This window comes from Rhizobium sp. KNZ2-6A (genome assembly GCF_056755475.1).
Genome location: NZ_JBNDIC010000045.1, coordinates 1 through 12,215, shown reverse-complemented (window position 1 = coordinate 12,215; position 12,215 = coordinate 1). Strand labels below are relative to the sequence as shown.

Sequence of the window (12,215 nt, the reverse complement as noted above, 5' to 3'; positions counted from 1 at the left end):
ATGATATCGCGGGCCGATTTTGTCGGCCGCTTCGGCGGCGTCTTCGAGCATTCTCCCTTCATCGCCGAGCGCGCCTATGATGCCGGTGCCATTGCCGAGCCGTTGACCTCGAGCGGCGTGCATGCCGCTTTGGTGCAGTTCTTCCGTGCCGCCAGCGAGGAGGAGCGGCTTGGCGTACTGCGGGCCCATCCCGACTTGGCGGGCCGGCTGGCTATTGCCGGCGAATTGACGGAAGACAGCCGCAAGGAGCAGGCCGGTGCGGGCCTCGATCGGCTAAGCCCCGAGGAGCATGCGCGATTCACCGAACTCAATGCCGCCTATGTGACGAAATTCGGCTTTCCCTTCATCATCGCGGTCAAGGGGCTCGGCAAGGACGATATCCTCGCTGCCTTCGAAACGCGTGTTGACAATGATCGGGATGCGGAATTCGCGACCGCGGCGGCTCAGGTCGAAAAGATCGCTTTGCTGCGCCTGCAATCCATGCTTCCCGTAGGCTGACGGCGAGCTGTTTTCCACGCCGCTCATGACTTGGTATTTCACAAACTGGGGCTGTGTCCTATGAGCCTGGATCGGCTAATCGCCCACCTAGATCACATGCAGCGAGCTGTATCCGAGGCAGGTCAGTTCCTTCGCGGAATTGATCAAGGCGCGTTTTTCAAGAATGTCGGGAAGCAGCGCGCCGTCGGCATGACCCTCCTGATGATCGGCGAGGCGGCCGCGCGCATTGCGGAGGAGTATCCGGAATTCGTCGTTGACCATCCAGAACTGCCTTGGCATGAGATGCACGACTTCAGGAGTAGAATTGCGCAGGGCTATTTCGACATCGAGGTGACGGCCCTGTGGGACATCGCGCAAAAATCTCTTCCGGAATTGCTCTCACAACTGGATTCCATTCGCCATTGGCGAGCGGAAGGCGAATGATCATAGAATGACACAGCATCTTGAAATTCATCCACTGACGAAGGCCGCGTTTGCACCTTTCGGCGATGTGATTGAGGCCGATCCCGCAACGATGCGGTTCATCAATGGCGGTACGACGGAGCGCTTCCATGCGCTGTCCGCTGCCGAAGCCATAGGCGACGGGGCACGGGTCATCCTGAACCTCTTTCGCGGCCAGCCGCGCGCCTTTCCCTTCACGATCGAGATGATGGAGCGCCATCCTTTCGGCAGCCAATGTTTCGTGCCGCTGAAAGGCCGGCCGTTTCTGGTCGTCGTCGCTCAGGATGAGAGCGGCAGGCCCGGCAAGCCACAGGTTTTCCTGGCGAGCGGCGACCAGGGTGTGAACTATCGGGTCAATAGCTGGCATTATCCGCTGATGGCGCTCGGAGAGCAGAGTGATTTCCTTGTTGTCGATCGCGACGGAGCAGGAAACAATCTGGAGGAATATTTCTTCGAAACGCCCTACATCATCGGAGCGCCAACGCTATGACCGGACTGACCACTCATGTGCTCGATACCGCCCTCGGCAAGCCGGCCGAAGGCCTGGTGATCGATCTCTTCAGGATCGAGGGCGACGCCCGTAAGCATCTGAAGACGGTCACGACCAATGCCGACGGACGCGTGGATGGCGGCCCCATCCTGATCGGCGACAGCTTCATTGCCGGCACTTACGAACTGCTGTTCCGCGCCGGAGATTATCTGCGGGCCAGCGGCACCAAGCTGCCGGAGCCGGCTTTTCTAGATCTCGTACCGATCCGCTTCGGCATCGCCGATACGACGGCGCATTACCATGTGCCGCTGCTGATATCGCCCTACGGCTATTCCACCTATCGCGGGAGCTGAGACTTGCGCTTTGCTGCGATCGCGGACATTCACGGCAATCATCTGGCGCTCGAGGCGGTGCTTGAGGATATCAGGAAGCAGGACATCACGGAGATCGTCAATCTCGGCGATTGCTTCAGCGGGCCGCTGACGGCTGGCAAGACGGCCGATATGCTGCTGGCGCTGAATGCGCTGACGGTATGCGGCAATCATGACCGGTATTTGATCGAGCAAGCCCCTGAGGCCATGCATGTTTCGGACCGGGCCGCACATTCGGAACTTGCTGAGCACCATTTCAATTGGCTGCGCGGCTTGCCCTTCAGCACGATTTATCAAAACGAGACCTATCTTTGCCACGCCACGCCGACGTCCGATAACGTCTACTGGCTGGAATCCGTCTCAGTGGACGGTCATGTCCATCTGAAGCCGATCGAGGAAATCGAGGCGCTGGCCGCCGGCATCGATTTTCCGCTGATCCTCTGTGGACATACCCATATTCCGCGTGCCGTCCAGCTCTCCGATGGCCGCCTGATCGTCAATCCCGGCAGCGTCGGCTGCCCCGCCTATGACGACGACCTACCTAGATATCACAAGGTTGAAGTCGGAAACCGCTTTGCCTCCTACGCCATTCTGGAGAAGACCGGCGATAACTGGCTGCCGATCTTCCGGCAGGTCGCCTACGATCACATGGCGATGGCGAGACTGGCGGCGCAGAATGGCCGTGCGGAGTGGGCGAGCGGCTTGGCGACGGGCTGGCTGCGCTAGAGATCAGCGATAATAGTCCGATCCACTGCCTTGATATCCCGCTTGCCGCACAGCGCCATGGAGATATCCAGTTCCTTGCGGATGATCTCGAGCGCGAGTGTGACGCCCTCCTTGCCCATGGCGCCGAGACCATAGAGGAAAGGGCGGCCGATGAAGGTGCCCTTGGCGCCGAGCGCGACGGCCTTAAGCACGTCCTGGCCGGAGCGGATACCGCCATCCATATGCACCTCGATCTGGTCGCCCACCGCGTCGACGATCCTTGGCAGCATGCTGATGGAGGAGGGGGCGCCGTCGAGCTGCCGGCCGCCATGGTTGGAGACGATGATGGCGTCGGCGCCGGTATCGACGGCCGCTTTCGCATCCTCGACGTCGAGAATGCCCTTGATGATCAGTGGGCCACCCCATTGCTTCTTGACCCAGGCGACATCGTCCCAGGACAGCTTGGGGTCGAATTGCGAATGCGTCCAATGCGACAGCGTCGTCATGTCGGAAATATCCTTGGCATGACCGATGACATTGCCGAAGGAATGGCGCTTGGTCTTCAGCATGTTCATGCACCAGCCCGGCCGCGTCGCCATCTGCCAGAGATTCTTCATCGTGAATCTCGGCGGCGCTGAAAGCCCGTTGCGGATGTCGTTATGGCGTTGGCCGAGGATCTGCAGGTCGGCCGTCAGCACCAGCGCCGAGCATTTCGCCGCCTTGGCGCGATGGATCAGGTTCAGGACGAAATCGCGATCCTTCATCACGTAGAGCTGGAACCAAAAGGGCTGTTTCGTCACCGAAGCGATGTCCTCGATCGAGCAGATGCTCATTGTCGAGAGCGTGAAGGGAACGCCGAATTCCTCCGCCGCGCGCGCCGCCAGCATCTCGCCATCGGCGTGTTGCATGCCGGTAAGGCCGGTCGGTGCCAGCGCAACCGGCATGGAAGCCTTCTGGCCGACCATGCTGGTCGCCAGCGACCGGTCGGACATGTCGACGAGAACGCGCTGGCGCAGCTTGATCCTGGCGAAATCCGCCTCGTTCGCCTCATAGGTCGATTCCGTCCAGGAGCCGGAATCGGCATATTGAAAGAACATTTTCGGGACGCGCCGCCGGGCAAGCGTCTTCAGTTCGGCGATGGTAAGCGGCGCGGTCATGGCAATATTTCTCGATAGATTTGTGCTCTGAGCGAGGCTTGGAATTGGGGGGAGACAACTGCGCTTGGAAGCCCGCTCAAGCGGCTTGATCGGATACTTTCGAATCCGGAATGCTCGCTTTCAATGCCTCGATTGCTTTCAACGCGGCAGCTTTGGAGTTGAAAATCTCCGACTGGAGAATGATTTCGCCATTCGGAGAGACAAAGAGATAGAAGAAGCCACCATCCTCATTTCTGACCACCCGGAAAACATGTTTGCCGTTTGACGTTACGGAGCTAGATTCTCCGTCGTTTCTTTGCTCGGCACGGAACGCTGCGATAGCCTCTGGGCTGGGCTTGTCCATCGGAAAGTGTTCGGTCTCGTAGGCGTCTAGCAAGGTTGCAAGGATGTCAAGCTTATCCCCCTCCGGAGTGCCGCTCTTGGCGCCCCAAAGCGTCGAAAACAGTTCCAAGGCTTCCTCGTAATCGTCGCTGGAACGGATGGGCTTCAACTCAATCATATTTTCACCTTCGAGACATCAATCCGGTCGTAGTCTCTGTGCGAACCAATCCATTTTATCCAAATAATGGATTTTTCATAGTCAATCGCAACGACAAGCCTATAGTCATTTCCCTTGATGTTGAAGACAATGCGCTCAGCATTGATGATGCTTGCTGTTGCAAACAATTTCCTCACATCCGAGGCGCTATTCCAGGTTGCCTTACTCACTTCGGCAAACCAGCTGTCAATGGCAGTCTTAACCGCGGCGTGATCCCGGTGTCCCGCCAAACTCGCGGTAAATTCCTTTAGTGTTCGGCGTGAGATAATTCGCATCGCCACGCGATATCATTTTGAGTAATTTTGTTCAACCTAAAGCTGATTTCATCGGCTTTCCAGCGACGTAGGTTTCGGCGACGGCGCGGTCGTCGCCCATGGTCTGCAGCAGGAACAGCTCTTCGGTGAGGCTCTTCGTCACCTCCATCTTCAGCGCCATGGCCGGCGTTGCGGCGGCGTTGAGGACAATGAAGTCGGCTTCGGTGCCGGGGTCGAGCGTGCCAATCTTGTCGGCAAGTAACAGGGCCTCGGCGTTGCCGCGCGTCATGTAGTAATAGCTTTCCAGCGGGTTCAGCCGTTCGCCGAGAAGCTGCTGGATCTTGTAGGCTTCATCCATGGTGCGGAGCATCGAATAGCTGGAGCCGCCGCCGATATCGGTGGCAACGCCGATGCGCACTGGCTTTTCGCGGCGAGCGAGCACCTTCAGCGGGAAGAGGCCGGAGCCGAGGAAGAGGTTGGAGGTCGGGCAGTGGACGGCGACGGCGCCGGCCTCGCTCATGGCATCGGCTTCGCGCTCGGAAAGGTGGATCGCGTGGCCGAACAGGCTTTTAGGACCGAGCAACCCGTAGTGGGCGTAAATGTCGGTGTAGTCGATCGCGTCCGGATAGAGCTCGCAGGTGAACTTGATCTCGTCGTGGTTCTCGGAAAGATGCGTCTGAATATGCAGATCCGGGAATTCGCGCGCGAGGGTCGCGGTCGCCTCCATCTGCGCCGGCGTGGAGGTAATGGCGAAGCGCGGCGTGATGGCGACGTGGTTGCGGCCCTTGCCGTGCCAGTCTGATATCACCTGGCGGGTTTCGTCGTAGCCCATCTCGGGCGTGTCGAGCAGACCCTGGGGAGCGTTGCGGTCCATCATCACCTTGCCGCCGACCATACGCATGTTGCGACGCATGGCTTCGGCAAAATAGGCGTCGGCGGAGGTCTTGTGCACCGAACAATAGGCGACGGCCGTCGTCGTACCGTGGCGGATCATCTCGTCGTAGAAATGGGTGGCTATACGCTGCGCATGCGCGCTTTCGACGAAGCGGCATTCCTCGGGGAAAGTATAGGTATTCAGCCATTCCAAGAGGTTGGCGGCATAGGAGGCGATCACCTGCATCTGCGGGAAATGCAGGTGCATGTCGATGAAACCCGGCAGGATCAGGTGCGGACGATGGTCGATTTCAGTGACGCCGTCCGGCGCCTGCGCCTTGATATCAGCATAGGGGCCGGTGGCGACGATTATGCCATTCTCGACCAGCAGGCCGCCATCGCTTTCGTAAGCGTAGCTGTCCGTGTCGTCGAGGCTTTGCGGCAGGCGCTTGAAGGAAAGCAGGCGGCCGCGCAGAAGGGTGGTCATTGGCTCTTTTCTCCGATGGAGCTTTCGAACCAGGCGACCAGCAGCTTGCGCTCCTCCGGCGTGACGTCGGTGACGTTGCCGGGCGGCATGGCGTGGCTGCGGCCGGCCTGGATATAGATCTCCCGGGCATGCATAGCGATTTCCGCGTCATTTTCCAGCGTTACGCCTTTCGGCGCGCGCACAATCCCCTCATAGACGGGCTCGGCCGCATGACACATGGAACAGCGGGCGGAGACCATTTGCTTGACGGCTGGGAAATGGACGTCAGAGGCGAACTGCTGGAAGGCAGGAGAGACGGCGTTGGCTTCTTTTTCGCCAGTCAGCACCTTCGGAACGGTTGAAAGCCACATGATGACGATAAAGAGGACGACTGTGACGATCCAGGTCCAGGTCGGGCGGCCCTTGCGGGCATGCGTAGTGTTGAACCAATGGCGGATGGTGACACCCATCAGGAACACCAGCGCCGCGATCACCCAATTATAGGCCGTGCCGAAGGCCAGCGGATAATGGTTCGACAGCATGAAGAAGATGACAGGTAGCGTCAGGTAGTTGTTGTGCAGCGAGCGCTGCTTGGCGATGCGGCCGTATTTGGGGTCCGGTGTGCGGCCGGCAATGAGATCGGCGACCACGATCTTCTGGTTGGGAATGATAATCATGAAGACGTTGGCGGACATGATCGTTGCCGTGAAAGCGCCGAGATGGAGGAAGGCGGCGCGGCCGGTGAAAAGGTGCGTATAGCCCCAGGCCATGAAGACCAGCACGGCATAGAGCACGATCATCAGCCCCCAAGTATTGTTGCCGAGCGGCGATTTGCAGAGCAGATCGTAGACGATCCAGCCGCCGGCAAGCGAGGCGAGTGAAATCAGGATCGCGACGGGGACGCTGACATCGAGCACATGCCGGTCGATGAGGAAGAGATCGGCGCCGCCGTAATAGACGATGCACAGCATCAGGAAGCCGGAAAGCCAGGTGAAATAGCTCTCATATTTGAACCAGGTCAGATGCTCCGGCATCTGCGCGGGGGCGACGAGATATTTCTGGATATGATAAAAGCCGCCGCCGTGAACCTGCCATTCCTCGCCATAGGCGCCGGGCGGAAGATGCGGGCGCTTCACCAGCCCGAGATCGAGCGCAATGAAGTAGAAGGACGAACCGATCCAGGCAATGGCGGTTATGACGTGGAACCAGCGGGCAGCAAAGGCCAGCCACTCCCACGCTATGGCGTATTCATACATTCAGTTCCCCTTTTCTTCCTCCGACTCGACACCTTGCAGAATGTTAACAGCGTATGGAAGAGGGGGCGTTTGATGTGCGGGTAAAAAGCCGCGGCCTTGTCTGGCGCCCAGGGCGCATTAGATCAGATTATGGTAGTTTTTATTAAAATGCCTTCGGCTGCTTGGAGCGGGCCGTGTCCGCGGCAGCCGTCTATTTTTTCGACGGAGAATTGCCCATGCGTGGTATTCTGGCGTTCGTATTTTTTCTTCTCTCCGTAGCCTTCGCCCTGGCGCATGAGGCGCCCTCCGGTTGGTCCTACGATCCTTATTGTTGCAGTGGCGACAGCAAGACAGGCGATTGCGAGATGATCCCATCGCGCACCGTCACCATCGTGCCGGGAGGCTATCGAGTGACGCTCAATCCTGGCGACCATCGCTACGTAACGCATGCGCATATCTTCAATCTGCCGCAGGGCAAGACGATGCGCTCGCCGGATGGAGCCTATCACCTTTGCCTGTTTCCGGACGAGAATACGCCGCGCTGTTTCTATGCGCCCGATATGTCTGATTGAGCGTTATTCCAGCGGCATGCCGAATTCGCCGAGGATCCAGTCCCTGAATGCGCGGATGCGCGGTGTATGACGCCTGTTCTCCGGATAGGCGATCCAATAGTCGGACCCGTCTGTCGAAAGAAGATCGAAGGGCTGGATAAGCTGTCCGGAGGCCAGATCATCCGCGTAGAATTCAGGGGTCAGCACGGCGACACCCTGGCCGGCTATGGCCGCACTTGCTTCGAATGATTGTGCGCCGAGGCGGCTGCGCGGCCTGCCCTGAAGGCCGGGATCCGGTACGCCTGCCTCCTGGAACCATTGGACCCACCATGGATCACCGGCATCGATGATGCGCAGTTTGAGGAGATCGGCAGGCTCGTGCACGCCGCCGATCGTCTCGGCCAGGGCCGGGCTCAGCATGGGCGTGAAATGCATCCTCATCAGCAGGTGCGCGCGCAAGCCGGGCCATGCTCCGCGCCCGACGCGTATGGCAATATCGGCAGGCTCCTGGGCGAAATCGATGATCGAGGCTGACGTAGCGAGGCGAACGGCGATCTTGGGGTGCTTGAGCTGGAACGTACCGATATGACGTGCCAGCCATTGGGATGCGAAGGTGGGGGTAGAATGGATATGGAGGGTGGTCTCGGCGTCGCCGCTGATGGAGGCCATGGCCTCCTGCAGCATGCCAAAGGCTTCCGCGACTTTTGGTGCGAGTTGCTCTCCGGCCTCGGTCAATAGAATTTGCCGTGGACGGCGCAGGAATAGGGGCTCGCCCGTCGTCTCCTCAAGCAACTTGATTTGATAGCTGACAGCCGTCTGCGTCATGCCGAGTTCCTCGCCGGCGCGGGTGAAGCTGCCGAGCCGGGCCGCGGCTTCGAAGACGCGCAGGGCATTCAGCGGGAAGCGCTTCGATAGCTTCATGGATAAGTTCTCTTTATGTATGTAGATGATAGTTCGATTGGAATTTCAGCATTTTTCGCGACAAACTGCAATTCATATCGCTGATCTGATTGAGGTGTTGTCATGGATTGCTATGTTGTGGAGCAGGTGCAAGCAGCTAGGCCCACGGTTCTGGAACGTCTTCTGGAATCGTTAACGCAGGCCTTTGGGAAGCATGCAGAGCCGTCGCCGCATCTCGATCTCGACGAGATGCCGGACCGCCTGAAGCGTGACCTTGGATTTCTCGACGGGCGCGAGCCGCGTTATGATGACAGGCAGGTGCTGTAGGCGGAATGGCCCTCCGGATCTGGTCCTTTAGCGCCGATCTGGATGAGGATGGCGTGCGGCGCTGGTACGGAAGGCTTTGAGGAACGGCGACAAGAGATGAGAGGGCTGAGGTGTGGAGAGTGTGCACCCCCCTCTGTCACTTCGTGACATCTCCCCCACAAGGGGGGAGATCGTTGGGAGTTTACCGTACCGCCTAAGAAAACATCGCAACATAGTTTCTACAGGCACAATGCTCGTTTGGTACGCGTAGAAGCTACGAGTTACCAATCTCCCCCCCTTGTGGGGGAGATGTCACGTCAGTGACAGAGGGGGGTATACTTGCGGCACATGCGGTCTTCTCTTGCGGTTCTCGGCACGCTATTGGCCACTATCGCAGTGAGAGAAAGCCTTTGCCGGGAAGGCCTCACATCCCCTTCAGTCGCTCGACCGCCATCAGCACCCGTTCAGGCGTTGCCGGGGCATCGAGGCGTGGGCAGATGCGATAATCCGCGACGCTGGCCACCGCCATCGACAACGCTTCAAGCACGGATATGCTGAGCATGAAGGGCGGCTCGCCGACGGCCTTGGAGCGGCCGATGGTGGCCTCCGTATTTTCGGACCATTCCGTCAGCCGCACGTTGAAGATCTTCGGACGGTCGGAGGCGAGCGGGATTTTGTAGGTCGACGGCGCGTGCGTGCGCAGTCGGCCTTTGGCATCCCACCAGAGCTCTTCGGTCGTCAGCCAGCCCATGCCCTGTACGAAAGCGCCTTCGACCTGGCCGATATCGATCGCCGGGTTGAGGGAGCGGCCGACATCGTGGAGGATGTCGGTGCGGTCGATCAGATATTCACCGGTCAGCATGTCGATCGACACTTCCGAGCAGGCGGCGCCATAGGAGAAGTAATAAAAGGGCGTGCCGCGGCCGGCCTTCCGATCCCAATGGATCTTCGGCGTCTTGTAGAAGCCGGCGGCCGAAAGCTGCACGCGGGCGAAATAGGCCTGCTTGACGAAATCCGGGAAGGGAATTTCCTCTTCGCCGACACGCACGCGGTTCGGCAGGAATTGCACTTCCTCGGCACCCACGCCCCATTTCTCGGCCGCGAAGGCGATAAGCCGCTCCTTGATCTGCCGCGCGGCGTCATAGGCCGCCATACCGTTGAGGTCGGAGCCGGATGATGCGGCCGTCGCCGATGTATTCGGCACCTTGCCTGTGGTCGTCGCGGTGATCTTCACGCGGTCGATATCGACCTGGAAACTGTCGGCCAGAACCTGGGCCACCTTCGTATAGAGGCCCTGGCCCATTTCGGTGCCGCCATGGTTCAGGTGGATGGAGCCATCCTGATAGATATGCACCAGAGCGCCTGCCTGGTTGAAGGCGGTCATGGTGAAGGAGATGCCGAATTTTACCGGCGTCAGCGCAATCCCCTTGCGGATGAAGCGGCTGGAGCGGTTGAACTCGAGGATGGCGTTGCGGCGTGCCTGATAGTCGGAGGTCTGTTCCAGCTCGTCCACGACGCGGTCGATGATGTTGTCGGTGATCTCCTGATGATAGGGGGTCAGCGTCCGGCCGGAGCCCGGCTGGCCATAGAAATTGGCGCGACGGACCTCCAGCGGATCCTTGCCCAGCGCATAGGCAATCTCCTCGATCATGCGCTCGCCGCCGACCATGCCCTGCGGGCCGCCAAAGCCACGGAAGGCGGTGTTGGAGACGGTATGCGTCTTCAGCGGCTTCGAGACCAGATGCACATGCGGATAGAAATAGCTGGAATCCGCATGGAAGAGCGCACGGTCGGTGACCGGGCCGGAAAGATCGGAGGAGAAGCCGCAGCGTGCGGCATAGTTGGCATCGACGGCATGGATGTGGCCTTCGTCGTCGAAGCCGACTTCGTAATCCACCAGGAAGTCGTGCCGCTTGCCGGTCGCGCTCATGTCCTCATCGCGGTCGGGACGGAATTTCACGGCACGGCCGAGCTTTTTGGCGGCGACGGCTGCGAGTGCGGCAAACTGGTTTCCCTGCGTTTCCTTGCCGCCGAAGCCGCCGCCCATGCGGCGCACATTGACTGTCACGGCATTGGACGGAATGTTCAGCGCATGGCCGACGATATGCTGGATCTCACTCGGATGCTGCGTCGATGACCAGACGGCGACTTCATCGTCCTCGCCGGGGATTGCCATGGCGATGTGGCTCTCGAGATAGAAGTGCTCCTGACCGCCGATGCGCATCTGCGCCTTGATCCGGTGCTTGGCGTTGGCCATCTCGGTTTCGGGCTCGCCGCGCTTCAGGGTCATCGGCTCGTAGACGAGCGGTGCGCCATTGGCGAGCGCACCATCGATATCGCTCCAATGCGGCAGATCGCGATAATCGATCTTGACGAGGCGGGCGGCGCGGCGGGCAGCATCGCGGGTCTCCGCGATGACAGCGAAGATCGGCTGTCCGTGGAATTCGACTTTGGTCTCGGCAAGCAGCGGTTCGTCATGCATGCCGTTGGAGCTGGTATCGTTGACGCCGGGGATATCGGCACCGGTGAAGACCCAGACGACACCGGGATAGGCTTTGACGGCCGACAGATCGATGCCGGCGATCTCGGCATGGGCGCGATCGGAAAGGCCGAGCGCGCCGTGCAGCAGGCCAGCGGGCTCGGGAATATCGTCGATATAATCGGCGGCTCCGGTCACATGCTTATGTGCCGAATCATGCTTCAGCGACCCATGCATCGAGCCGTTGATGACCTTGCGCTCTTCGAAGGTGGATTTGTCCATGGCTCAGACCTCCGCCGTCGCGAAACGCTTCAATTCCTGCGGCGCACCCGATGTTTCCAGATAGAAGCGGATGAGGAGGTTCTTGGCGGTTAGCTGGCGGTATTCGGCCGAGGCGCGCCAATCGGTGAGCGGTGTGTAGTCGGCGTCGAAGGCGTCGCGTGCGGCCATAACGGCTGCTTCCGTCCACGGCTTGCCGATCAATTCGGCCTCGACGGTGCGGGCGCGCTTCGGGGTACCGGCCATGCCGCCGAAGGCGATGCTGATATCTGCGACATTACCGGCTGAATCCAATGACAGATGGAAAGCGCCGCAAGCGGCCGAAATATCCTCGTCGCGGCGCTTGGAGATCTTGTAGACGGCAAAATGCGCATCATCGGCGGGGTAGGGTACAAAGATGCTTTCCACGAACTCGCCGGGATTGCGATCCTGCTTGCCGTAATCGATGAAGAAATCCTCCACCGGCAGGCTGCGCGTGCCTGCCGTCGAGCGAAGTTTGACGGTTGCGCCGAGCGCGATCAGCGGCGGCGGCATGTCGCCGATCGGCGAGCCGTTGGCGATATTGCCGCCGATGGTGCCCATATTGCGCACCTGCTCGCCGCCGATGCGGTTGATGAGCTTGGTAAATGCCGGGATCTTTTCACTGATCACAGCAAAGGCGCGGCTATAGGT

15 protein-coding genes are annotated in these 12,215 nt (G+C 59.7%); 7 read left to right on the top strand and 8 right to left on the bottom strand.

Features of this window, described 5'->3' with window-relative positions; genetic code table 11:
* Genes uraD through ACPYOP_RS25250 form a run of 5 tightly spaced genes read left to right on the top strand, consistent with a single transcriptional unit; the run spans position 1 to position 2,526 of the window.
* Entirely contained in the window at positions 1 to 498 is a 498-nt protein-coding gene (gene uraD / locus ACPYOP_RS25270; RefSeq protein WP_481413020.1) for a 2-oxo-4-hydroxy-4-carboxy-5-ureidoimidazoline decarboxylase, read from the top strand.
* A 60-nt stretch (positions 499 to 558) separates the two neighbouring features.
* Positions 559 to 921, top strand: coding sequence for a HepT-like ribonuclease domain-containing protein (locus tag ACPYOP_RS25265; protein ID WP_481413019.1), 363 nt, complete (start codon positions 559 to 561; stop codon positions 919 to 921).
* A 7-nt stretch (positions 922 to 928) separates the two neighbouring features.
* Positions 929 to 1,429 carry an ureidoglycolate lyase gene (locus tag ACPYOP_RS25260; RefSeq protein WP_481413018.1) on the top strand — a complete coding sequence of 167 codons (501 nt, stop codon included), beginning with the start codon at positions 929 to 931 and terminating at the stop codon, positions 1,427 to 1,429.
* Positions 1,426 to 1,782, top strand: coding sequence for a hydroxyisourate hydrolase (gene uraH, locus ACPYOP_RS25255; protein WP_481413017.1), 357 nt, complete (start codon positions 1,426 to 1,428; stop codon positions 1,780 to 1,782). The genes ACPYOP_RS25260 and uraH overlap by 4 nt, the downstream gene beginning before the upstream one ends.
* Positions 1,783 to 1,785: 3 nt before the next feature.
* Positions 1,786 to 2,526 carry a metallophosphoesterase family protein gene (locus ACPYOP_RS25250; RefSeq protein ID WP_481413016.1) on the top strand — a complete coding sequence of 247 codons (741 nt, stop codon included), beginning with the start codon at positions 1,786 to 1,788 and terminating at the stop codon, positions 2,524 to 2,526.
* Here ACPYOP_RS25250 and ACPYOP_RS25245 read toward each other — a convergent pair.
* From ACPYOP_RS25245 to puuD, 5 genes are all read right to left on the bottom strand, one after another.
* A complete protein-coding gene (locus tag ACPYOP_RS25245) occupies positions 2,523 to 3,662 on the bottom strand; it encodes an alpha-hydroxy acid oxidase (protein ID WP_481413015.1) in 1,140 nt (379 codons plus the stop codon). The two genes, ACPYOP_RS25250 and ACPYOP_RS25245, sit on opposite strands and share 4 nt — an antisense overlap.
* A gap of 76 nt (positions 3,663 to 3,738) precedes the next feature.
* Positions 3,739 to 4,161: a DUF1508 domain-containing protein gene (locus ACPYOP_RS25240; protein ID WP_481413014.1), complete on the bottom strand. Its 423-nt coding sequence runs from the start codon at positions 4,159 to 4,161 to the stop codon at positions 3,739 to 3,741.
* Positions 4,158 to 4,475: a type II toxin-antitoxin system HigB family toxin gene (locus ACPYOP_RS25235; RefSeq protein WP_481413055.1), complete on the bottom strand. Its 318-nt coding sequence runs from the start codon at positions 4,473 to 4,475 to the stop codon at positions 4,158 to 4,160. The genes ACPYOP_RS25240 and ACPYOP_RS25235 overlap by 4 nt, the downstream gene beginning before the upstream one ends.
* A gap of 31 nt (positions 4,476 to 4,506) precedes the next feature.
* Entirely contained in the window at positions 4,507 to 5,814 is a 1,308-nt protein-coding gene (gene guaD / locus ACPYOP_RS25230; protein WP_481413013.1) for a guanine deaminase, read from the bottom strand.
* Positions 5,811 to 7,049 carry a urate hydroxylase PuuD gene (puuD, locus tag ACPYOP_RS25225; RefSeq protein ID WP_481413012.1) on the bottom strand — a complete coding sequence of 413 codons (1,239 nt, stop codon included), beginning with the start codon at positions 7,047 to 7,049 and terminating at the stop codon, positions 5,811 to 5,813. Before puuD ends, guaD begins: the two co-directional genes overlap by 4 nt.
* 215 nt (positions 7,050 to 7,264) lie before the next feature.
* On the opposite strand from puuD, the gene ACPYOP_RS25220 reads away from it, so the two are divergent.
* Positions 7,265 to 7,600: a hypothetical protein gene (locus ACPYOP_RS25220; protein WP_481413011.1), complete on the top strand. Its 336-nt coding sequence runs from the start codon at positions 7,265 to 7,267 to the stop codon at positions 7,598 to 7,600.
* Positions 7,601 to 7,603: 3 nt separating this feature from the next.
* Here the strand turns inward: ACPYOP_RS25220 and ACPYOP_RS25215 are convergent, their stop codons facing one another.
* Entirely contained in the window at positions 7,604 to 8,500 is an 897-nt protein-coding gene (locus tag ACPYOP_RS25215; protein ID WP_481413010.1) for a LysR substrate-binding domain-containing protein, read from the bottom strand.
* A 102-nt stretch (positions 8,501 to 8,602) separates the two neighbouring features.
* Between ACPYOP_RS25215 and ACPYOP_RS25210 the strand changes: the two genes are divergently transcribed.
* Positions 8,603 to 8,806: a hypothetical protein gene (locus ACPYOP_RS25210; RefSeq protein ID WP_481413009.1), complete on the top strand. Its 204-nt coding sequence runs from the start codon at positions 8,603 to 8,605 to the stop codon at positions 8,804 to 8,806.
* 403 nt (positions 8,807 to 9,209) lie between these two features.
* On the opposite strand, the gene xdhB is transcribed toward ACPYOP_RS25210, so the two are convergent.
* Both xdhB and ACPYOP_RS25200 read right to left on the bottom strand, forming a co-directional pair.
* Entirely contained in the window at positions 9,210 to 11,546 is a 2,337-nt protein-coding gene (xdhB, locus tag ACPYOP_RS25205) for a xanthine dehydrogenase molybdopterin binding subunit (protein ID WP_481413008.1), read from the bottom strand.
* A 3-nt stretch (positions 11,547 to 11,549) separates the two neighbouring features.
* Positions 11,550 to 12,215, bottom strand: a 666-nt coding sequence (locus ACPYOP_RS25200) for an FAD binding domain-containing protein (protein ID WP_481413007.1), incomplete at its 5' end; no start/stop codon positions are given.

Coding starts and splice junctions, on each gene's coding strand:
- ACPYOP_RS25215 (WP_481413010.1), bottom strand. CDS start 8,500: ATGAAGCTATCGAAGCGCTTCCCGCTGAATGCCCTGCGCGTCTTCGAA.
- puuD (WP_481413012.1), bottom strand. CDS start 7,049: ATGTATGAATACGCCATAGCGTGGGAGTGGCTGGCCTTTGCTGCCCGC.
- ACPYOP_RS25265 (WP_481413019.1), top strand. CDS start 559: ATGAGCCTGGATCGGCTAATCGCCCACCTAGATCACATGCAGCGAGCT.
- uraD (WP_481413020.1), top strand. CDS start 1: ATGATATCGCGGGCCGATTTTGTCGGCCGCTTCGGCGGCGTCTTCGAG.
- ACPYOP_RS25260 (WP_481413018.1), top strand. CDS start 929: ATGACACAGCATCTTGAAATTCATCCACTGACGAAGGCCGCGTTTGCA.
- ACPYOP_RS25245 (WP_481413015.1), bottom strand. CDS start 3,662: ATGACCGCGCCGCTTACCATCGCCGAACTGAAGACGCTTGCCCGGCGG.
- ACPYOP_RS25240 (WP_481413014.1), bottom strand. CDS start 4,161: ATGATTGAGTTGAAGCCCATCCGTTCCAGCGACGATTACGAGGAAGCC.
- uraH (WP_481413017.1), top strand. CDS start 1,426: ATGACCGGACTGACCACTCATGTGCTCGATACCGCCCTCGGCAAGCCG.
- ACPYOP_RS25210 (WP_481413009.1), top strand. CDS start 8,603: ATGGATTGCTATGTTGTGGAGCAGGTGCAAGCAGCTAGGCCCACGGTT.
- guaD (WP_481413013.1), bottom strand. CDS start 5,814: ATGACCACCCTTCTGCGCGGCCGCCTGCTTTCCTTCAAGCGCCTGCCG.
- ACPYOP_RS25220 (WP_481413011.1), top strand. CDS start 7,265: ATGCGTGGTATTCTGGCGTTCGTATTTTTTCTTCTCTCCGTAGCCTTC.
- xdhB (WP_481413008.1), bottom strand. CDS start 11,546: ATGGACAAATCCACCTTCGAAGAGCGCAAGGTCATCAACGGCTCGATG.
- ACPYOP_RS25235 (WP_481413055.1), bottom strand. CDS start 4,475: ATGCGAATTATCTCACGCCGAACACTAAAGGAATTTACCGCGAGTTTG.